General features: G+C 70.5%; 19 protein-coding genes. 5 read left to right on the plus strand and 14 right to left on the minus strand.

Going from position 1 to position 21,309, the window contains the following annotated elements:
* The first annotated feature begins 62 nt into the window (after window positions 1-62).
* Together ACMXN5_RS14135 and ACMXN5_RS14140 are read left to right on the plus strand one after the other, a co-directional pair.
* Window positions 63-833, plus strand: a complete 771-nt coding sequence (locus ACMXN5_RS14135; protein WP_439675560.1) for a hypothetical protein — start codon at window positions 63-65, stop codon at window positions 831-833.
* A 346-nt stretch (window positions 834-1,179) separates the two neighbouring features.
* Window positions 1,180-1,986 (plus strand): class I SAM-dependent methyltransferase, encoded by an 807-nt coding sequence (locus tag ACMXN5_RS14140; protein WP_439675561.1) that lies wholly within the window; start codon window positions 1,180-1,182, stop codon window positions 1,984-1,986.
* A gap of 189 nt (window positions 1,987-2,175) precedes the next feature.
* Here ACMXN5_RS14140 and ACMXN5_RS14145 read toward each other — a convergent pair whose 3' ends face one another.
* From ACMXN5_RS14145 to ACMXN5_RS14160, 4 genes are all read right to left on the minus strand, one after another.
* A complete protein-coding gene (locus ACMXN5_RS14145; protein ID WP_439675562.1) occupies window positions 2,176-3,162 on the minus strand; it encodes an acyl-CoA dehydrogenase family protein in 987 nt (328 codons plus the stop codon).
* Between the two features lie 49 nt (window positions 3,163-3,211).
* The gene (locus tag ACMXN5_RS14150) at window positions 3,212-4,399 is read right to left on the minus strand and encodes an acyl-CoA dehydrogenase (RefSeq protein WP_439675563.1); all 1,188 of its coding nucleotides are present in this window, start codon (window positions 4,397-4,399) and stop codon (window positions 3,212-3,214) included.
* 149 nt (window positions 4,400-4,548) lie between these two features.
* Window positions 4,549-5,457 (minus strand): SDR family oxidoreductase, encoded by a 909-nt coding sequence (locus ACMXN5_RS14155; protein ID WP_439675564.1) that lies wholly within the window; start codon window positions 5,455-5,457, stop codon window positions 4,549-4,551.
* A 230-nt stretch (window positions 5,458-5,687) separates the two neighbouring features.
* Window positions 5,688-6,953: an amidohydrolase family protein gene (locus tag ACMXN5_RS14160; RefSeq protein ID WP_395793923.1), complete on the minus strand. Its 1,266-nt coding sequence runs from the start codon at window positions 6,951-6,953 to the stop codon at window positions 5,688-5,690.
* Window positions 6,954-7,051: 98 nt separating this feature from the next.
* Between ACMXN5_RS14160 and ACMXN5_RS14165 the strand changes: the two genes are divergently transcribed.
* The gene (locus tag ACMXN5_RS14165; RefSeq protein WP_126639303.1) at window positions 7,052-7,666 is read left to right on the plus strand and encodes an isochorismatase family protein; all 615 of its coding nucleotides are present in this window, start codon (window positions 7,052-7,054) and stop codon (window positions 7,664-7,666) included.
* Between the two features lie 77 nt (window positions 7,667-7,743).
* Here the strand turns inward: ACMXN5_RS14165 and ACMXN5_RS14170 are convergent, their stop codons facing one another.
* Complete coding sequence (locus ACMXN5_RS14170) at window positions 7,744-9,306, minus strand: class I adenylate-forming enzyme family protein (RefSeq protein WP_379999157.1); 1,563 nt, start codon at window positions 9,304-9,306, stop codon at window positions 7,744-7,746.
* A 221-nt stretch (window positions 9,307-9,527) separates the two neighbouring features.
* Between ACMXN5_RS14170 and ACMXN5_RS14175 the strand changes: the two genes are divergently transcribed.
* Window positions 9,528-9,902: a Rieske (2Fe-2S) protein gene (locus ACMXN5_RS14175; protein WP_395793917.1), complete on the plus strand. Its 375-nt coding sequence runs from the start codon at window positions 9,528-9,530 to the stop codon at window positions 9,900-9,902.
* A gap of 1,003 nt (window positions 9,903-10,905) precedes the next feature.
* Here the strand turns inward: ACMXN5_RS14175 and ACMXN5_RS14180 are convergent.
* The 3 genes from ACMXN5_RS14180 to ACMXN5_RS14190 form a co-directional block, all read right to left on the minus strand.
* Window positions 10,906-11,493, minus strand: a complete 588-nt coding sequence (locus ACMXN5_RS14180; protein WP_439675565.1) for a TetR/AcrR family transcriptional regulator — start codon at window positions 11,491-11,493, stop codon at window positions 10,906-10,908.
* On the minus strand, window positions 11,486-11,917 hold the full coding sequence (locus ACMXN5_RS14185) for a DUF4260 family protein (RefSeq protein ID WP_439675566.1): 432 nt from the start codon (window positions 11,915-11,917) through the stop codon (window positions 11,486-11,488). Before ACMXN5_RS14185 ends, ACMXN5_RS14180 begins: the two co-directional genes overlap by 8 nt.
* Window positions 11,918-13,227: 1,310 nt before the next feature.
* Window positions 13,228-14,067, minus strand: coding sequence for an alpha/beta fold hydrolase (locus ACMXN5_RS14190; protein ID WP_439675567.1), 840 nt, complete (start codon window positions 14,065-14,067; stop codon window positions 13,228-13,230).
* Between the two features lie 122 nt (window positions 14,068-14,189).
* On the opposite strand from ACMXN5_RS14190, the gene ACMXN5_RS14195 reads away from it, so the two are divergent.
* A complete protein-coding gene (locus tag ACMXN5_RS14195) occupies window positions 14,190-14,684 on the plus strand; it encodes a MarR family winged helix-turn-helix transcriptional regulator (protein WP_439675568.1) in 495 nt (164 codons plus the stop codon).
* Window positions 14,685-14,691: 7 nt separating this feature from the next.
* On the opposite strand, the gene ACMXN5_RS14200 is transcribed toward ACMXN5_RS14195, so the two are convergent.
* From ACMXN5_RS14200 to ACMXN5_RS14225, 6 genes are all read right to left on the minus strand, one after another.
* A complete protein-coding gene (locus tag ACMXN5_RS14200) occupies window positions 14,692-15,312 on the minus strand; it encodes a Uma2 family endonuclease (RefSeq protein ID WP_439675569.1) in 621 nt (206 codons plus the stop codon).
* 127 nt (window positions 15,313-15,439) lie between these two features.
* A complete protein-coding gene (hemB, locus tag ACMXN5_RS14205; RefSeq protein WP_439675570.1) occupies window positions 15,440-16,438 on the minus strand; it encodes a porphobilinogen synthase in 999 nt (332 codons plus the stop codon).
* Window positions 16,439-16,515: 77 nt separating this feature from the next.
* Complete coding sequence (locus ACMXN5_RS14210) at window positions 16,516-18,123, minus strand: uroporphyrinogen-III synthase (RefSeq protein WP_439675571.1); 1,608 nt, start codon at window positions 18,121-18,123, stop codon at window positions 16,516-16,518.
* Window positions 18,120-19,052 carry a hydroxymethylbilane synthase gene (hemC, locus tag ACMXN5_RS14215; protein ID WP_439675572.1) on the minus strand — a complete coding sequence of 311 codons (933 nt, stop codon included), beginning with the start codon at window positions 19,050-19,052 and terminating at the stop codon, window positions 18,120-18,122. Before hemC ends, ACMXN5_RS14210 begins: the two co-directional genes overlap by 4 nt.
* The gene (locus tag ACMXN5_RS14220) at window positions 19,049-20,377 is read right to left on the minus strand and encodes a glutamyl-tRNA reductase (RefSeq protein WP_439675573.1); all 1,329 of its coding nucleotides are present in this window, start codon (window positions 20,375-20,377) and stop codon (window positions 19,049-19,051) included. Before ACMXN5_RS14220 ends, hemC begins: the two co-directional genes overlap by 4 nt.
* A 58-nt stretch (window positions 20,378-20,435) precedes the next feature.
* On the minus strand, window positions 20,436-21,179 hold the full coding sequence (locus ACMXN5_RS14225) for a redox-sensing transcriptional repressor Rex (RefSeq protein WP_078976624.1): 744 nt from the start codon (window positions 21,177-21,179) through the stop codon (window positions 20,436-20,438).
* Between the last annotated feature and the right edge of the window lie 130 nt (window positions 21,180-21,309).

Here is a 21,309-nt window from a genome sequence, read left to right on the forward strand (position 1 = left end):
GCGGCACCCGCCACCCCGAACCGGCCTCACCCCGTCTGTCATTCCTCGCGGAGGTCCTTCCCTTGATACGTCTGCGCCCGCGCAGTGTGACCGGCCTGCTCACGCTCACCCTCCTGGCCACCACCACGGCATGCGGCGGGTCGGCCGAGAAGGTCGCCCGCGACACGTCCCCGCAAACACCCGGCGTCACCGCCACCACGACGCCGTCCACACGCACGACCCCGCCCGAATCCGGCGCCCCTTCGTCGACGAGCGAGCTGAAGCGTCTCCTCCTCGCGAAGACGGACATGCCCGAGGGCTGGCCGAGCATCATCGACACCGGCCACAGCAAAGACGAGGACGCCGAGTCCGTCGGCTGCGAGCGCCTGTCCGCCCTGAGCAACCCGTCCTCGGGGATCTACCCCGTCCTGGGCGCGGCCTCGATCGTGGCCCGGGACCCAGCCCCCGGTGGCAAGGCGTACGCGATCCTGGGCTCCGGGTTGACGTCCCTGTCGGTCGACGACGCGCAGCGGGTCCTTCCGGCGGTCCGGGAGTTGCTTCCCCGATGCCCGGACGAGCGGTACGAGAAGGACGACATGTCCAGTCGGGTAACCGCACGCGAACTCGCCCGACCCCGCGTGGGTGACGACAGCATGGCCATGGAGACGGTCACCCGGGTCGACGACACCGGCAGGGCATGGGCGCACTCCGTCGTCCTGGTTCGGGTGGACAGCACACTGATCCAAATCACCCACGTCAACCTCACCGGCGCCACGCCCCAGGCCCCGGACGAAGCCCTCGTCCGCAAGCAGGTCGACCTGGTGACCGCCGCCACGCGCGCACGCCGAAGCTGAAACCAAGGGCAGGCCCGGCAAACGCCGCCTCGGGCCGCCCGTTCCCCACCGACGCCGCCGCGGCGGACGCCGTCTCCCGTGCCCTGCACACCGTCCCCGGCGTCGGCACCCCCGCCACCTCGACCCGCTCCATCGACGGCACCCCGGTCGAGATCCGAGCCGTGCCGGACATGTCCCCGGACAGCGACGCCACCGCGACCGGCCGCGCCTGCCGGTGGCCGACCCGCCGCCGCCCGAAGACCACGGACCCGCGCGAACATCCCGTAGCGTAGTCCGCGCCGGACACACAGCGACCGGCAACGACAGAGCGATCAGCGGGTGTTCCACACCGGGAGGCCGAACCGACATGGCGTTGCCAGCGTCCCAAGCCCATGCGTCCGACGACCCGATCCGCGTCCTCGACGTGACCACCGACGACTACCGCAGAGCCTTCGAGCTCTTCCTCGCCGGATCGGACGAAAAGGCGGTCACCCACGCCCACCTGCTCGCCCTGGTCGAACAGCTGCCCCGCCACGCGGTGTTCCTGGACATCGGGGCGGGCTCCGGAGCGACCACGAGATACCTGGGCCGTCGCTTCGAGCGCACCATCGCCATCGAACCGAGCAAGTACATGCGCGACGCCCTCCGCCTCGCCTACCCGGAGGCGGAGGTGCTGAGCGACCCCGTCGAGACGGCCGAGCCGCCCGCCCTCGCCGACTTCGCCCTGTGCTCGCACATGTTCTACTTCCTGCCCGAGTCGCAATATCTGCCCACGGTGCGCCGGATGCTCCGCTGGGTCCGACCGGGCGGCGAACTGGTCCTCGCCCTACAAAACCCCGACAACGAATGCATGCGCCTGGTCCGGCACTTCTTCGACATCCGCTTCGACCTGGCGCCAACGGCAAGCGCGCTTCAGGCCGGCCACGAAGACCTGGTCGAGTCCTGCACCCTCGAAACCGTCCCGGTCCGCTTCCACTCCGACAACCTCGCCGACACCCTCGCGGTGGCCGAGTTCATGGCCAACGTCCCGGACCTGGCCCAACGAGAAACCCGCCCCACCCAAAAAGCCCTCGAACAGTACGTCCTCGAACACTTCGCCGACCCAACCGGAACCGGCTTCACCGTCGCCCACGACCACGACATCGTCCACATCAAACGCTCCCCCCACGCCTGAGGCCGCAGCATCGGCAAACCGCCCCCGACCCAACCAACTCCAGCCCGGCCGTGGTTGGGGTTTCAAGCGTTGGTCGGGGTCGGGGTTCGGCCGACCAAACGCTCAAAACCCAATCCAGCCCGGCCGGCGCTTGAGGCCACCCCAACCCAACCGAACCCCAACGGCGGCCAACCCCCGACCCGAGCACCGCTAAAGCGTCGCCGCCAGCGCCGCCTCGTTCTCCTCCGCCGCCCCGAACTGCGTCGCATGCACCCACGAGCGCTTCACATACAGATGCACGTCCACCTCCCAGGTGAACCCCATCCCCCCATACACCTGCGTCGCGTCCTTGCCATTGCGCGTCGCCGCGTCGTCCGCCATCACCTTCGCCGTCAACACCGCGACCTCGGCGTCGCCCACCGCCGGATCGTCCAGCGTCACCGCCGCCGCGTACACCGCCGCCCGCGCGATCTCGGTCCGCACCAGCATGTCCGCACACAGGTGCTTGACCGCCTGGAAGCCCCCGATCACCCGCCCGAACTGCTCGCGCTCCTTCGCATACTGCGTGGCCAACTCGGTCAGCCGCCCCGCGATGCCCAGTTGCAGCGCAGCCGTGAGCACCGCCCCGACCCGCCGCCACTCCTCCGCGACCCGCGCGTCGGCCACCACCTCGCCGCCCGGCAGCTCGTCCACCGCCGTCACCGGCGTGAACGGATCCACCGGATGCGCGACCGGCGCCCCCCGCACCGACGCCGGATCCACCCGCCGGATGCCCTCGTCCGTCAGCACCAACAGGCAGTCCAGCGCGTCCAAATGCTCCACGAGCAGCGGCCACGAGTCGCCCTCGATCAGCCCGACCACCGCGTCGCCCGCAGCCGCGTCCTCACCCAGCCGTCCCGGCAACGACGCTGCCAGATGCGTGGCCACCAGCGGCCCGGGCAACAACACCCGCCCGGCCTCCTCGTACACCAGCGCCGCCTCGGCCACCCCGAGTCCGACCCCGCCCGCCTCCTCGGCGATCCGCAGCGAGAAGAACCCGGTCTCGGCCAGTTCCCGCCACAACGCCCGATCCACCATGCCGGGCACCGGCGCGGTGTCCACCAGCGCCCGCATCCGCTCCCGGTCGAACCGGCCCTCGCAGAACTCCCGTACCCCGGACCGCAGATCGCGCTGGTCCTCGCTCAGCTGGAAATCCATGTCCCGACCACCTTCTCGCTCAGCCCCGGCCGAAATCCCACGACCCCGCTCACCGTTCCTTCGGCAGACCGAGGATGCGCTCGCCCACGATGTTGCGCTGAATCTGCGACGTACCCGCCGCGATCGTGTACGACAGCGACGACAGCCGCTCGTCCATCAGCGTCGCGCCCGGCAGTCCCGCGACGTCGTCCACCGCCAGGGCGGCCCGCCCGAGCAGCCGGTGCGCGAGTTCGTACACCTTCTGCTTCGTCTCGGAGAACCGCAGCTTGAACACCGAGCCGCCGACCCCGGGCACCCCGGACCGCTGCGCCTCGGAGACGTTCCACTTGGTCAGCGCCCACAGCGCCTCGAACTCGGCGGTCAGATGGCCCAGTTCGCGCCGCAATGCGACATCGTCCCAGGCAGTGGCCTGACGCCGCGTCACCTTCTTGGCCAGTGCCGCCAGTTCGCGCAACAGCCGCTGACACGCAACCACTTCGCTGACGAACGCGGTGCCGCGCTCGAACGACAGGGTGACCATGGTGACCCGCCAGCCGTCGTTCTCCTCGCCCACCCGGTTGGCCACCGGCACCCGTACGTCGTCGAAGAACACCTCGGCGAACTCCGAGGTCCCCATCACCGTTTCCAACGGCCGGATGGTGATCCCCGGCGTGTCCATCGGCACGATCAACCAGGTGATGCCCTTGTGCTTGGGCGCGTCCGGGTCGGTGCGCACCAACATCTCGCAGTAGTCGGCCACTTCGGCGTGCGAGGTCCAAATCTTCGAACCGTTGACCACGTAGTCGTCGCCGTCCCGCACCGCCCGGGTACGCAGCGAGGCGAGGTCGCTGCCCGCTCCCGGCTCGGAGAAGCCCTGGCACCACACGTCGTCGCCGCGCAGGATCCCCGGCAGATACCGCCGCCGCTGCTCGTCCGTGCCGGCCGCATCGATCGTCGGCCCCGCGTGCAGCAGGCCGACGAAGTTCGCCCCCACGTAGGGCGTGCCGGCCCGCTCGGTCTCCTCCAGGAAGATCAGATGCTCGGTGGGCGTGGCGCCCTTGCCGCCGGCCTCCACCGACCAGTGCAGACCCGCGTATCCGGCGTCGAACAACAACCGCTGCCACGCCGTGTCGTAGGCGCGCCGCCCGGGCCAGTCGTTGCGATCGGGCTTGGGTGGCAGCAACGGGATGGCCTGATCGAGCCACGCGCGCAATTCGGCGCGAAAGCCCTCCTCGGCCTCGGTGTACCGCAGGTCCATGGTCGTCGACTCCCTGTCGAACTGGGAACGGGCAAACGAAAAAGCGAACGAAGGCGGCCGAACCGAGGCGTCCGACCGCAGCGACCGACCGAAGCAACCCGCCGCATCGACCCGACCGCAGCGGCCCGACCGCAGCGGCTCCGCCGAACTCAGGCCCCGTACACCGGAGTCGGCGTCGGCGCCTCGTCGAGCAGCTTCGCCACCACCGGCCCCAGCTCGGCCGGCTCCCACCGCCGGCCCGCCGTGGCCTCGGGACCGTGCTGCCATCCGATCGCGACGGAGACCTTGTCCCCCTCGACCTCGAAGACCCGCCCCGTCACCTCCCGCGACTGGGTCGAGCCGAGCCAGACCACCAGCGGCGACACGTTCGCCGGGTCGTAGAAGTCGAAGCCGCCGTCCTCGGGCTTGCGCACCAGGTCCGGCATGGCCTCCTCGGTCATCCGGGTGCGCGCGGCCGGCGCGATCGCGTTGGCCGTCACCCCGTAGCGGCCCATCTCCACCGCGGCGATCTGGGTCAGGCAGGTGATCCCGGCCTTGGCCGCCGCGTAGTTGCCCTGTCCGACCGAGCCCATCAGCCCCGCGCCCGAGGTGGTGTTGATCAGCCGCGCGTCGACCTCGACGCCCGCCTTCGCCTGGGCCCGCCAGTACGCGCCGGCGTGCCGCATCACCGCGAAGTGCCCCTTGAGGTGCACCCGGATCACCGCGTCGAACTCGTCCTCGCCCAGCGAGACGAGCATGCGGTCACGCAGGAAGCCCGCGTTGTTGACCACCACGTCCAGCCGGCCGAACGTGTCGATGGCGGTCCGCACCAGGCGCTCGGCGCCCGCCCAGTCGGCGACGTCGTCCGCGTTGACCACCGCCTTGCCGCCCAGAGCCTCGATGTCGGCCACGACCTGCTGGGCCGGGCCGAGCGAACGCCCGTCGCCCTGGCGCGAGGCACCGATGTCGTTGACCACCACGTGCGCACCCTCGCGGGCGAATGCCAGCGCGTGCTCGCGCCCGATGCCGCCGCCGGCACCGGTGACGATGACGACGCGCCCCTCGCAGATCCCACTCATTCCAGGCCCCTCTGGTGTAGAAGACCGACGCCGTACCGAGGACCGACCCACGTCGAATACCTCGGAAGCGGCCCGCCGAGAAGTTCGACGAGCCGCCCCCTACCACCGCACCGCGAGCCACTGCCATGACCACGCGGCACGTCCGTACCGAAGAACCGAACCGACCCGAATCGAACCGAGCCAAACCACACCGACCCGCAGCAGCCCGCAGCCCGCAGCGATCAGATGCCTCAAGCCCCCGCCGCACCCACCCGATCCCGATCGAAATCAAGATCGAGCATCCGAATCGCATTGCCCCGGATGATCTTGTAAACGGTCTCCGCCCCCAGCCCCGCCAGATGCTCCTCGGCGATCTTCTTCGTGTGCGGCCACGTGGAGTCGACGTGCGGGTAGTCGGTCTCGAACGTGACGTTGTCCTCGCCGATCACATCGAGCGAGTTGACCCCGTGCCGGTCCCGGAAGAAGCAGGCGAACATGTTCCGCCGGAAGTAGTACGACGGCGCCTCGGGCAACACCTCGCCGGTGACCGCCCAGGCCCGGTGCTCCAGCCACACGTCGTCCATGCGCTCCAGGGCGTACGGGATCCAGCCCATCTGCCCCTCGGAGTAGGCCAGCTTGATCTTCGGGAACCGCGCCGGGATGCCCGCGAAGATGAAGTCGGCCATCGAGGCCATCGCGTTGTTGAAGCTCAGCGACGCCTGGACCGCCGCCGGCGCGTCCGGCGAGGCGGCCGGCATCGTCGAGGACGAGCCGATGTGCATGTTGATCGTCACGCCCAGATCGGCGCAGGTCTCGAAGAACGGGTCCCAGTAGCCGGTGTGGATGCTGGGCAGGCCGAGGAAGGCCGGGATCTCCGAGAAGCACACGGCGGTGACCCCGCGCGCGCGATTGCGCTTGATCTCCTCGACGGCGAGCTGCACGTCCCACAGCGGGATGATGATCAGCGGGATGAGCCGCCCGCCGGAGTCGCCGCACCACTCCTCGACCATCCAGTCGTTGTAGGCGCGCACGCACGCGAGCGCGACCTCCTTGTCCGCGGCCTCCGAGAAGGTCTGGCCGCAGAACCGCGGGAAGGTCGGGAAGCACAGCGAGGCCTCGACATGGTTGACGTCCATGTCCTTCAGCCGCTCGGCCGGGTCGTACAGTCCGGGGCGCATCTCGCCGCGCGTGATGCCTTCGAGGGTCATCTCGTCCCGGCTGAAGCCGACGGCGGCGATGTTGCGCTTGTACGGGAAGCGCAGGTCCTCGTAGAACCACCAGTCGGCCGGTGGGCCGTTGGGATCGGTGGTGATCTTGTAACTCGCCCCGGTGTACTCCAGCTGACCGATGCCCGTGGTGACCGGCTTCGGGCCGCGCTCGTGGTACTTCTTCGGCAACCAGCGCTCGAACAGGTGTGCCGGCTCGATGACATGGTCATCGACGCTGATGATCTTCGGCAGTTCACCGAAGGAGTTTCCGGACTGTGTGGCAGCCTGCCCGGGCTGGTTGGTGCTCATCGGCCCCTCCCGCTCACTAAATCTGATGGACCGTCAGATTTAGCGTAATCTCTGGGCGGAGGGAACCACAAGCTGACTCAACGTCAGGAGAATCACGGATGGCCCTGCGTCTCGAAGAACTGATCGACCCCGGACACACCGCGTTGATCACCCAGGAATGCCAGAACGGAGTGATCGGCACGCAGGCGGTGTTCCCCGCGCTGACCGCGCACACCGGGGGGCTGATTCCGGCCGTCGATCGGCTCGCCAAGGCCGCCCGCCGGGCCCAAGTCCCGGTCGTGCACTGCCTGGCGGTGCGCCGCCCGGACGGCCGGGGCGCCAACACCAACGCCCGGATGTTCGGCGCCGCGGCCAAGGCGCCGGTGCTCCTGGCCCCCGGCTCGGACGCCGCCGCGGTGGCCGACGGGATCACCGTCCACCCCTCCGACCTGGTGCTTTCCCGCTACCACGGACTCGGCCCGATGGCCGACACCGGACTGGCCGCCGTACTGCGGAACCTGGGCGTGCGTACCGTCGTGGGCGTCGGCGTCTCGCTCAACGTCGGCATGCTCAACTTCGCGATGGACGCGGTGAACGCGGGATTCCAATTCGTCGTACCGCGCGAGGCGGTGGCCGGATTCCCTCCCGAATACGCCGAAGCCGTACTCGCCAACACCTTCAACGCGATCGCGACGATCACCACGGTCGACGCCGTACTGGCCGCCTGGGCCTGACCCCTGATGCCCCGTCACCAATCCGGTGACGGGGCATCAGCAGCGGTTCGGGGTGGCCTGGAAGGCCGAATCGGCGGTCAGCGCCGGGGCGTCCAGGGCTTCTTGTCGTACTCCTCGCGCAGCTTGAACTTCAACACCTTGCGCAGCGTCTCGTTCCGCGGCAGCGCGTCGACCAGTTCCAATTGCTCCGGGATCTTCTGCGTCATCAGCCCGGCCTCGCGCAGGTAGCCGACCATCTCGGCGAATTCCAGGTCGGATTCACCCGGTTGGCGCTCCACCACGGCGCAGACCCGCTCTCCGCGCTCGCGGTCGACCAGGCCGATCACCGCCGCGTCGGCGACCTTCGGGTGGGCGAACAGCAGGTCCTCGATCTCGCGCGCGGAGATGTTCTCCCCCTTGCGGATGATCACGTCCTTGAGCCGACCGGTCAGCGAGAGGTGCCCGTCGGCGCGCAGTCGGCCCAGGTCGCCGGTGCGGAAGAAGCCGTCCTCGTCGAACGCGTCGGCGGTCAGCGCGGGGTCGGTGTACCCCTTGAACACCATCGGCCCACGCAGCCGGACCTCGCCCTCCTCGCCGGTGTCCGCGACGGAGCCGTCCGCCCGCGCGATGCGCACCTCGATGCCGCTGACCGGCTTGCCCTCGGTGTACGAGCGCTGGTCCTCGGAGTCGTACGGTCCGCCCTGGGCGATCATCGGCGACTCGGTCATCCCGTACCCGTGGCACAGGATCGCCCGCATCTCGTCGCGCACCTCGCCGACCAGCTCCGGCGGCTTGGGCGCGCCGCCGCCGGAGACGATCCGCAGGGTCGGGATGATCTTCTCGCCGGGCTGCTTGCGCTGCTCGTTCAGGAACGCGACATAGAACGCGGTCGAGCCGCCGACCATGGTGACGCCGAGCCGCTTGTACACCGGCACCACGCCCGCCGGGTCGAAGTTCTCCACGATCACCGCCGGGAAGCCCGAGGCGAGCACGGTGACGATGTAGTCCGGGCCCGCGATGTGCGCGTACGGGAACGCGATCGAGCCGATGTCGCTCGGCGACATGTCCAGCGCGACGGCCAGCCCCTTGCCGCCCGCGAGCAGCGTCGAGTCGCTGTGCTGGACGCCCTTCGGGTCGGACGTGGTCCCGGAGGTGTAGTAGAGCCAACGCACCTCGTCGCCGTCGGTCGGCGCGGGCGGCAGGTCGGCCGGGTCGCCCTCGGGCAGCTCGTCGTAGGCGACCATGACGCGCGGCGCCGGGCTCAGCTCCTTGGCCAGCGCCTCACCCATGCCGACGAAGTCGAAGCCCTTCCACTCGCGCGGACACAGGAAGAACTCGGCCCCGGTCTGCCGCAGACAGAACCCGACCTCCTTCTCCCGGTAGAACGGGATGATCGGGTTCTGCACCGCGCCGAGCCGGGCGAGCGCGAACGAGACCACGATGGACTCGATCCGCGTGGTCAACTGCCAGGTCACACGGGTCCCGGCGGTGACGCCGAGCGCGTGGAAGCCCGCGGCCACGCGCTCGGCCCACGCCTTGAACCCACCGAAGGTGACCCTGCGGTCCTCCGGGTCGAGCAGCATGGGTACATCGGGAGACGCCGCCGCGCGGCGCTCCACCAGCTCCCAGAGAGTGGTGGCGTCGTAGATCGGGTCAGACACGTGTCCTCCGCGCGGAAAGCCGGGGCCGGGGTACGTCGCCGGGGCATGGCGAAGCCGAAGCCCCGGGGCATTGACCTGACGGTACGTCAGAAGCTTTGCGGGAAGAAAGACTTCGCGTGGTCACGCGGATCACAACCGGATCTCGGCGACCTTGATCGCATACTGGCGAAGCAAGGCCGTACTGCCTAACCTGGGGCGATACCGCCAACCCCGGGGGCACGATGTCACCCTTCCGCCGGGAGCGCCCACCCGTGTGCCTGGGCCCGCTCGCGAGCCTCCCCGAAGGCGTCCCGACCCGAGTCGGCACCAGCCCCCCGGTCGCGATCCTGCGCCACGGCGACACGGTCCACGTCTTCGAGGACCGCTGCCCCCACGCCGGCGCCATCCTCTCCAGAGGCACCCTGACCAACGAACACCTCACCTGCCCGGCCCACAAGGCCACCTTCGAAATAGCCACAGGCCGCTCCCTCGGCCCGGTCCCATGCCGCCCACTACGCACATACAAGTCCTGGACCGAAAACAACCTCGTCTACCACTCCCCATCCCCCCGCCCCACCAAAAAATCCAACGCCTCCCCCTGCCCCAACCACCCCTGACCCCAACGGCCGCCAAGGTGGCCACCGCACCCTGTCAAAGCCCCCACCCCAAAGCCACCCAAGCCAACCCGGCCCCACTCAAAGCCGATCCACCACCCCGACCAAGCCACCCAACCCGGCCGGCACTCAAGCCCACCCCAGCCAAGCAACACCCCACCGACCAAGAGCCCCTCAACCCGGCCCGCCGCTCAAAGCCGATACACCACACCACCCCCACCCAGCCCGTCCGGCGCTTGAAGCCACCCCAGCCAAGCAACACCGAACCGGCCAGGAACCCCACCAACTCGGCCGCCGCTCGAAGCCGATACACCACACCACCCCCACCCAGCCCGGCCGGCGCTTGAAGCGATGCACCACATCGACCAGGCCAGCCAGCCCGGCCGGCGTTCGAGACCGCCTCAGCCAAGCAATGCCCAACCGGCCACCATCAGCCCGGCCGGCGCTTGAGGCCACCCCACCCAAGCAATGCGCAACCGGCCAGGAGCCCCATCAGCCCGGCGCCCGCTTCAGGCCCATCCACCACATCGGCCAACCCCACTCAGCCCGGCCGGCGCTTGAGGCCACCCAAGCCAAGCAACACCGAACCGGCCAAGAGCCCCATCAGCCCGGCCCCGCTTCAGGCCCATCCACCACACCGGCCAACCCCACTCAGCCGGGCCGGCGCTTGAGGCCACCCCACCCAAGCAATGCGCAACCGGCCAAGAGCCCCATCAGCCCGGCCGGCACTTCAGGCCCATCCACCACATCGGCCGACCCCATTCAGCCCGGCCGGCGCTTGAGGCCACCCCACCCAAGCAATGCGCAACCGGCCAAGAGCCCCATCAGCCCGGCCCCCGCTTCAGGCCCATCCACCACACCGGCCAACCCCACTCAGCCCGGCCGGCGCTTGAGGCCACCCAAGCCAAGCAACACCGAACCGGCCAAGTGCTCCATCAGCCCGGCCGGCGTTTGAGGCCAAGGGCCCGGACCGGCTCGCGCAGGAGAGCCGTCGGCCAAGCCGGGTTCACCCCGCAAAGGCCCCGCAGCCCCTGGCCCACGCCCCCGAGAGGTCCGCCCCCGGCGGAAACCGACCCGCCAACTCCAGCGAGACCATCCCGTGCGCAAACCCCCACACGGCCCGCGCAGCGTCGTGATCGCCCCCCACCGCCCGCATCAACGGCGCCGCCGCCCGCTCCTCCAGCCCCGACGGCAACGCGGCACGATCCAACGGCTGCCCACTCATCAACCGATACAGATCCGGATGCGCAAGCGCGTAGGCCCGATACGCCCCCGCCAACGCCGTGATCCGTTCCAGCCGCGAACCCCCCGCCGCCGACCCCGCCGAGCCCCCCGCCCCGGCCGACCCGGCCTCCGCGGCCTCCAGTGCCTCCGCCAATTCCGCCATCGCCTGCGCGATCAACGCGCTCTCCACCGCGGACTTGTCCGCGAAGTGCTTGTACAACGACGGCGCCTTGATCCCGATCCGCTCCGCGATCCGCCGCATCGACACCGCCTCCGGCCCCTCCCCCTCCAGGAGTTCCCGCGCGGCGGCCACGATCTCCCGCGCCCGACCGCCGACCGGAGGAGCGGAAACGTACGAAACGTCAGACATGCTTACGGAACCCTTCGGGAGTGCGCAGTCCGTACCCGGCGGCACGGTCCATCGCGATGTGGGTGAGCCAGCCGAGGCCGGCGGTGAACAGCGGCGGCCACTCGATCGGCCCGACGGAGTAGCCGACCAGCACGATCAGCGGGACCCAGGCCCGGTGCAACGCGTTGTAGAACGGCACCGCGCGCGCCTGCAGCCGACCCCGCTCGTGCGTGCCGTCCCGCAGCGCGTCGCCGGCTCCGACGAACATGGTCAGGTCGGGCAGTACGAAGAAGACCAACGCCGCCGCAGAAGTGGCGAAGCCATACTTCACGCTCTCGAACACCGCGAACGCCGCCAAAAACAGCGCCAGTACACCCCACGCGCCGCGCCGCGTCCACCGAAGCGCCGCCGAACCGCGGATTCCCGTGCCCACGATGGTGCTCATGCCGCCTCCACCCGCCTGTGGCTAACGATGTTAGCCGCCTGCGTCCATCATCCGGCTAACACCATTAGCCGTCAAGCCCGGACGACATCCCCACCCATCAAGAGCGCCGCAAGCCCACCGACCCGATCCCGATCCCGATCCCCAAAGCGAACACAACCCCGACCACAAACCCGAAAACCGCCCACTCCACCACCCCACCCACCCGCAGCCCATCCACCATCGGACACACCCACCCGCCCGCCCGAACCGACTCGCCGCCCCCCGGCACACCGACCTCCCCCCGTACCCCGGCATCCACGGCCGACGCAACAAACGGCCACCGCCCCGCCCCCGCCACCTTCTGCCCACCACCGGCAACGTCGCCCAAACCCACCACCTCGGCCCGCTGCCCCGGCGCCGCCCTCTCCCGCGAAGCAACCACCCGCCACCCCGACCCGAACGGCCGATCCACCACAGAACGCCCGGCCCCGCCCCCCGAACCACCCGAGCCCCCACCACCCGAGTCCACCGCCGAACCGCCACGCTCAACCGGCCAATCGAGCTCTCCCCCACCCCCGCCACCCACCGACCCCACACCCACCTGCAACGCAGCCGGCCTCACCCCCGGCACCTTCGCCCCCGGCGGCCCCGACTCCGACGGCCTCGGCTCCAACGGCCTCACCCCCGCCGGCTTCGTCATCACCGGCCTCACCCCCGCCAGCTTCGTCATCACCGGCCGCACCCCCGCCGGCCCCACCACCCCCAACACCGGCGGCTTCGGCGCAGGCGGCTTCGGGGGCTTGGTCGCCGGCGGCCGAGGCGGTCGCGGATGCGCCGGTTTCGTCGGCGGCTTACCCACGCCCTCGACCCGTACCGCCGCGCCTCCGTCACCCCGACCCCGGTCGCCGCCCGCACCCGCCGGCGCGTACCCGACGCCCGTCCACCCGACCCGCACCCCACACCCCGCCCCGCCCGAACCCCCACCGGCCTCGACCACGGCGCCCGCCCGCCGCCCACACCCCTCGGCCCCCGCCGCCGAACCGCAGCCCCCGACGGCCGGCAAGCACACACACGCCACCACCAGGAATCGCGCCACAACCCGAGAGTCGGCCATGGCGCAAGGTTGACCCGACCCACCGACCCACCCCGAACGAACCCCCGAAAATCCCACATACGAGTGACCCACCGGCCCAACCCAACGGCCCGCCCCACCAGTCCAACCCAACCGGGCCGCCCCCCAGCCCAGCCCAGCCCCACCGATCCGCCCCCCAGCCCAGCCCCACCGATCCGACCCACCCACATCGGCCGGCCACCTCACTCACCCACCCACCTCAGCCGGCCACGCCCCCCAACACCCCCCGCACCGCCGCCGCAAACGCCCGCGGATGCGTCAGATTGCCGTTGTGCCCACCCGGGAACACCGCCGCCGCAACCCCGACGACCCCCTCCAGCGCCACCGCACACCGCCGCGTGAACACCCGCCGCCCCGTGGTCGCCCCCACCCCGGGGATCATGCGCGTCGCCGACGAGCGCACCAGATCCGGCGACAGCACGTCGTCCACCACCGCCGGAAACTCCCGCCCGATGAAGAAATCGAAGTTCGCCATCCGCCGCGCGCTCATCGGCTGCGCGGTCAGATCCGGCTCACGCTCCTCCACACCCGGCTCGATGCCCAGGTGAGCCGTGATCGCAGGAAACGCACCACCCATCCCGGCCCGCGCATGCACCTCCCGGATCGCGCTCAACTCACCCCGATGCGCGTCGCGTTCCGCATCGGAGAGCAACCACGGCGCGACCGGCTCGTGGGCGATCAACGTGTGCAGCAACTCCGGCCGAGTCGCCGCCACCCGCAGCCCGATCAACCCGCCCATGCTGAGCCCCAGCATCATCGCCGGCCCATCGGCGACCTCGACCAACAGCCGCGCCACGTCGTCGGCGTGGTCTCCGATGCTCACCGGCGCCGCCGGGTCCGTCAACGTACTCCGGGAAAGCCCACGCCGGTCGTAGGTCACCACGGTGTGGTCGGCCGCCAGCCGATCGACCATGTCCACACTGCGCCCGGCGTCCCCCTCCCCGCTCTCCCCGATCAGCAACAGCGGCCCGGAGCCCCGCACTTCGTAGTACAGCTCCGCACCCGGCACGGACAAAACAGCACCAGCAGTCGCGGTCACGAGAATCCCCCCGGGAAGTCGTCGCAGGCGGCACCGATCCGCCACCCACCCATGACCGCAACATAATCCATCGAACTAGATACATCAAGATCGATACATCTTTTCCGATGTACTATCTGCCCATGACGTCCCCCACCCCCCTGAATCCCATGACCCCGATGACCCCCGTCGACCTCTTCCTCCTCGGCCGCACCCTCATGAAGATCGGCGAGGACGCCCTACCCGCCCCCCAGGTCGGCACCGCCCCTCACCCCGGCAGCGTGCGCCCGATCCTGATCGCCCTGAGCGACATCGCCGCCCACCCCGACAGCGCCATCGGCGAGATCGCCCGCCGCACCGGCCTCCCCCAAAGCCAGGTCTCCACCGCCGTGGCCCGCCTCAAGGAAACCGGTTCGATCGAAACCACCCAGGACCCCACCGACCGCCGCCGCATCCTGGTCCGCACGGCCGCGACCCCGTCCGCCAGGGTCGCCGAAGTCCGCGCCGCCGGCATCGAGGACGCCCTGACCCGGGCCCTCGCCACCACCGACGAACAGGTCCTCGCCCAAGTCACCGCGGCCCTGACCGTCCTGGCCCGCCACCTGCCCCCGGCGGCCCTGACCCGCCTACGCCCCTGACCCCGACTCAGCGCGCCGTGATCTCCGGACCGATCGTGAAGCCCTTCAGCGGCCCCTCCGGAATCGTGACCGCCGTCCCGTAGACCGCCCGCATCGACATGCGGTACTCGCTCTTGGCCGCCTCCGGGTAACACAGCACCGTGACAACCCCGTCGCCATCGAAGTCGTCGACGATCACATAGACATCGATGCCGGCCTCGGCGTAGGCACGAAGCTTGCGCTCCCGATCCCGTTCCGCGGCCTCCCGTCCGGGCGAGACGATCTCGGCTACGAGAACCACACCCGAGGCCGTCACCCCGAGCCCTTCGGAGTCCGGCGCCTCGTCCACATCCTCGGGAGCCACGAAGACGTCGGGGATGTACACCTTGCCGCGATGGATGACATTGATGTCCTGATAGGCGGCGAACGCCCCGTCCGCATCCAAGTGTTCCTTGAACGCGTCCCGAAGTCGGTTCGCAAGCTTCCCATGCCGACGGGAACCCGTGGGAGACACCGCGATGGCCCCTTCGATGATCTCGGCACGGAGTCCCTCGGGCAGAGTCATCGTCTTCCAGATCTGCCACAGACACTCATCGAGGTCACCGGACGGTGAAGTAGTCACCATCGGCTCATGCGTCGCACTCGCCATCCGGAAACACCTCCTCACCCCAGCGTGGGTCACGGTCGCCGGTAACGAACAAGTTCCCGACAACCGTACGAGTCACCCGAGTCGCGCAAACGCTCCTCGGCCGCCCGCCACCCGAACGAGTGGTCCCCTACCGCACCCGCCGCGCCACCTCGGTCGCCCAATACGTCAGGATCGACGAGGCCCCCGCCCGCTTGATCGACGTCAGCGTCTCCAGGATCACCCGGTCCCGGTCGATCCAGCCGTTCACCGCCGCCGCCTCGACCATCGCGTACTCGCCGCTGACCTGGTACGCCGCCACCGGCACGTGCACCTCGTCCGCGATCCGCCGCACCACGTCCAGGTACGACATCGCCGGCTTGACCATCACCAGGTCCGCGCCCTCGGCCACATCCAGCAGCACCTCGCGCACCGACTCGTCGGAGTTGGCCGCGTCCTGCTGGTAGGTGTTCCGGTCGCCCTCCAGCGTCGACTCGACCGCCTCGCGGAACGGGCCGAAGAAGCCCGACGCGTACTTCGCGCTGTAGGCCAGGATCGCCACGTCCAGGTACCCGGCGTCGTCCAACGCCCGCCGGATCGCCCCGACCTGACCGTCCATCATCCCGCTCGGCCCGACCATGTGCACACCCGCGTCGGCCTGCACCACGGCCATCCGCGCGTACGCCTCAAGGGTCGCGTCGTTGTCCACCGAGCCGTCGGCCGCCAACACACCGCAGTGCCCGTGGTCGGTGAACTCGTCCAGGCACAGGTCGGACATCACCACGGTGTCCGCGCCCACCTCGGCCACCACGTCGCGGATCGCGACCTGGAGCACCCCCTCGGGGTCGAACCCGGCCGAGCCGACCGCGTCCTTGACCGACGGGATGCCGAACAGCATCAACCCGCCGACGCCCGCCGCGACCGCGTCGTGCGCGGCCTTGCGCAGCGAGTCGCGGGTGTGCTGGACCACGCCCGGCATCGACGAGATCGGCACCGGCTCGCTCGCGCCCTCGCGCACGAACAGCGGCAGGATCAGGTCGGCGGGATGCAGCCGGGTCTCCGCGACCAGCCGGCGCATCGCCGGGGACGTGCGCAGCCGCCGAGGACGGTGCGCGGGAAACCCTGACGATGCGTCAGTCTGGTACGACATGAGCCAATCGGCCTTTCTCACCGATCCGCCGAAACCACCACAGCCGGCGGATTCACCACGATTACTGCACCTACCACTTACTTGGCCTTGCGCCGCGATCCCGGCCGCCGCTCACTCGGCCGGGTGACCGGGTCGCCCGCCTCGATCATCGCGGCCCGTCGCGCCGTACCGAACTCCGCCAACGCCTCGGCCAGGGCGGACACCGACGGCTCGGGCGCCAGCACGTCCACGCGCAGCCCGTGCTCCTCGGCGGTCTTCGCCGTGGCCGAGCCGATACACGCGATCACCGTCACCGCGTGCGGCTTGCCCGCGATGCCGACCAGGTTGCGCACCGTCGAGGACGACGTGAACAGGACCGCGTCGAAGCCGCCGCCCTTGATCGCCTCGCGGGTGTCCGCCGGCGGCGGCGCCGCGCGCACCGTGCGGTACGCCGTGACGTCGTCGACCTCCCAGCCCAGCTCGACCAGACCGGCCACCAGGGTCTCGGTGGCGATGTCGGCGCGCGGCAGGAACACCCGGTCGATCGGGTCGAAGACCGCGTCGTACGGCGGCCAGTCCTCCAGCAACCCCGCGGCCGACTGCTCGCCCGAGGGCACCAGGTCCGGCTTGACGCCGAACTCCACCAGCGCCCGCGCGGTCGCCTCGCCCACGGCCGCCACCTTGATGCCCGCGAAGGCACGCGCGTCCAGGCCGTAGTCCTCGAACCGCTCGCGCACCGCGCGCACGGCGTTGACCGACGTGAACGCGATCCACTCGTAGCGGCCGGTCACCAGGCCCTTGATCGCCCGCTCCATCTGCTGCGGCGTGCGCGGGGGCTCGACCGCGATGGTCGGCACCTCGTGCGGCACCGCGCCGTACGAGCGCAGCTGCTCGGAGAGCGTGACCGCCTGCTCCTTGGTCCGCGGGACCAGCACCTTCCACCCGAACAGCGGTTTGGTCTCGAACCACGACAGAGTGTCGCGTTGCGCGACCACCTCGCCGACGACCACGACGGCCGGCAGCGTGATCTTCGCGGCCCGCACATCCGAGGCGACCTGGGCGAGCGTGCTCACCAGGGTGCGCTGCTCGGTGGTGGTGCCGTTGATCGTGACCGCGACCGGCGTGGCCGGCTTGCGCCCGCCCGCGACCAGCTCCTGGGCGATCTCGGCGATCGAGTCCAGCACGCCGCGCAGCACCAGGGTGCCCTCGACGGAGCCGACCGTGGCCCAGTCGATCGTGCCCTCGGCCATGTCCAGCACACGCACGCCGCCGCTGCCCTTGGTCGGGTGCAGCGGGATACCCGCGTAGGTGGGCACGGCCGTGCTGACCGGCACACCCGGCACGACCTCGAAGACGATCTTCGCCTTCGCGACCGCGGTGACCTCGTCGATGACCGACTGGTCCACGCACGGGTCGCCGGCCACGGCCCGGACCACCTGCCTGCCCGATCGCGCGGCGGCCACCACGACCTTGGCCCGGGCCACGGCGGACAGGAGTTCCCCGTCGTCGCCGGTCACCGGGTCCAGGACCTCGACCCCGCTCTTGCAGTGGAACAGGACCTGGCGCAGCGTCGCCTCGTCGGCGACCACCACGTCGGCCTCTGCCAGCACCTCGATGGCCCGCAGTGTGAGCAGTCGCGGGTCGCCGGGACCGGCACCCACGAAGGTCACGACGCCGCTGGGCTTCTTCTTCGCTCTGGGGCTCAAGGGACGCGCTCCCCCATCAAACCGGAGGCCCCTCGGGCGAGGAGTTCGGTCGCGAGTTCGCGCCCGATCTTCTCCGCCTCGTCGAGGGTTCCGGTGGCGGACAACCGTACGCTGTCGGTGCCGTCGACATTCGCGACTACGGCCCGCAGGTACAGCTCGGTGACCTGCTCGCCTTCGGCGACCTCGCAGAGGGCGCCGACCGGAGCCGAACATCCGGCTTCGAGGACGGCGAGCAGCGTGCGCTCGGCCAGTACGGCGGCTCGGGTGTCCGAGTCGTCCAAACCGGCGAGCAGTTCGACGAGGGCGGCATCGTGTGCCGCGCACTCGACGGCCAATGCCCCTTGACCGGGGGCAGGCAGCATGTGGAGCGGATCGAAGGTCTCGGTGACCTCCTCCGCACGGCCCAGGCGGCCGAGGCCGGCCTTGGCCAAAACGACGCCGTCGAGCTTGCCCGAGCGTACGTAGCCGACCCGGGTGTCGACGTTGCCGCGGATCGGCAGGATCTCGTGGCCGAGGCCGAGCAGTCGCAACTGCGCGGCGCGGCGCGGCGAGCCGGTCCCGATCCGGGACCCGGCCGGCAACTCGGCCAGCGCGAGCCCGTCCCGGGCCACCAGCACGTCGCGCGGATCGTGCCGCTGCGGGACGGCCGCGAGGGTGATGCCCTCGGGCTTGCCCGTGGGCAGATCCTTGAGCGAGTGCACGACGAAGTCGACCTCGCCGGCGTGCAGCGCGTCGCGCAGCGCGTTGACGAACACGCCCGTGCCGCCGATCTGGGTCAGGTGCTCGCGCGAGACGTCGCCCTGGGTGGTGATCTCCACCAGTTCGACGGCGCGGCCGGTCAGGCGCGTGACGGCCTGGGCGACATGACCCGACTGGGCCATCGCCAGGGCGCTTCGCCTGGTGCCCAGTCGCAACGGTGCCTCGGTCACGCCACACCTTCCACGCTGTCGGGGGTGTCGGCCCGGCGGACCACCTCGGGGGTGCCCGGGTCGAGATCGAACAACATCCGCAGCGCGTCGGCGTACGACGAGCCGGCGGGCTCGCCGGCCAACTGCTTGACCCGCACGGTCGGCGCGTGCAGCAGCTTGTCCACCACGCGCCGTACGGTCTGCTCGACCTCGGCGCGCACCCGCTCGTCCATCTCCGGCACCCGGCCGACCAGCCGCTCCAGCTCGGCCCGGACCACGTCCGAGCCCATGCTGCGCAGCGCGACCACGGTCGGCGCGACCTGCTGCGCCTGCCGCGCGGTCGCGAACGCCGCGACCTCCTCGCAGACGATCTTGCGCACCAGTTCCACGTCGGCCTCGCCGGCCGTACCGGCGGAGACCTCGGCGAGCAGTTCCAGGTCGATCAGCACCACACCGTCGAGCTCGCGCACGCCGGGGTCGATGTCGCGCGGCAGCGCCAGGTCGATCAGCACCAACGGCTGCTCGACCCCGCGCTCGCACCGCGCGGCGAGCACGGCCTCGATCTCGTCCCGACCGATCACCAGCCCGGCCGCGCCGGTGCAGGAGACCACCAGGTCCACCGAGCCCAGCGCCTCCGGCAGCGCCGACATCGGCACCGCGCGGCCCGAGACCGCCTCGGCCAGGTGTTCGGCACGCGCGTAGGTGCGGTTCGCGACCACGATGTGGCCCACGCCCTCGCGGTGCAGCGTCTTGGCGGCCAGCGCGCTCATCGAGCCCGCGCCCACCACCAGCGCCCGGCTTCCGCCGATCGGGCCCATCGACAACTCGGCCTGGGCCAGCCCGACGGTCATCAGCGACCGGCCGGCCTGGTCGATCCCGGTCTCGGCGTGGGCCCGCTTGCCGACCCGCAGCGCCTGCTGGGTCAACTCGTTCAGGACCCGCCCGGCGGTGCCTTGGGTCTGCGCGAGCGCGAGCGCGGCCTTTATCTGGCCGAGGATCTGCCCCTCGCCGACCACCATCGAGTCGAGCCCGCAGGCGACCGAGAACAGGTGCTGGACCGCGCGGTCCTCGTAGTGCACGTACAGGCACGGGGTCAGCTCGGACACCGGCACCCCGGTGTGCCGCGACAGCAGGTTGCCCAGTTCGGTGACGCCACCGTGGAAGCGGTCCACGTCCGCGTAGATCTCGACCCGGTTGCAGGTCGACAGCAGCACCGCCTCGCCGACCGGCTCGGCCGCCACCAGGTCGTGCAGAAGCGCCTCCTGGGCCGTCCCGGTCACCGAGACCCGCTCCAGGAGACCGACCTCGGCCGTTCGGTGGCTGAGGCCGACCGCCAGGACACTCATGGTGTCTTCCTACCGTTGATCGCCGTGTTCGCGGGCGCGATACCCGTGCGACAGCCGGTCACGCGGGCATCACCTCGGGGAGGTCGCCGCGTTCCCCGGGCTTCGAGGGTCGCGCCGGGACCGGCCCCGCGACGGGGTCGAGACCGGACTTGCGCTGTTCGTGGAAGGCCAGGATCTGCAACTCGATGGACAGATCCACCTTGCGCACGTCCACCCCTTCGGGCACCGAGAGCACGGTGGGCGCGAAGTTCAGGATGCTCGTGATGCCGGCGGCGACCAGTCGATCGGCCACCTCCTGCGCGGCCGGTGCCGGCGTGGTGATCACGCCGATCGACACGTGGTCCTCGCGCACGATCTGCTCGAGGTCGTCCATGTGCCGCACCGCCATGCCCGCGATCCGCTGCCCGGTGACCGCCCGATCGGCGTCCAGCAGGGCCGCGACCCGGAAGCCGCGCGAGGCGAACCCGCCGTAGTTGGCGAGGGCGTGACCCAGATTTCCTATGCCGATGATGGCGACCGGCCAGTCTTGGGTGAGCCCGAGTTCACGCGAGATTTGGTACACGAGATACTCGACGTCGTAACCGACCCCGCGGGTGCCGTAGGAGCCGAGATACGACAGGTCCTTGCGCAGCTTCGCCGAATTCACCCCGGCGGCAGCGGCGAGTTCCTCGGACGAGACCGTGGGAACACCCCGCTCCGACAGCGCACTGAGCGCCCGGAGGTACAGCGGAAGCCGCGCCACCGTCGCCTCGGGGATGCCACGTCCCCGCTGCGCCGGTCGCTCGGTACGCCCTGTAGCCACGCTGCTCCTGTGGGTGGGACCTGGGATTTCGATTGCCAGGTTAGGCTTTTGTGAACGTACGCACAAAGTAGGTGTCCGATTTGCGCGCCTGTCGTGATGCTCGTCACGCCTTGGTTCCGAAGTCGGGCGT

Origin of the sequence: Embleya australiensis, from assembly GCF_051903075.1 — a bacterium.
GTDB lineage: Bacteria > Actinomycetota > Actinomycetes > Streptomycetales > Streptomycetaceae > Embleya.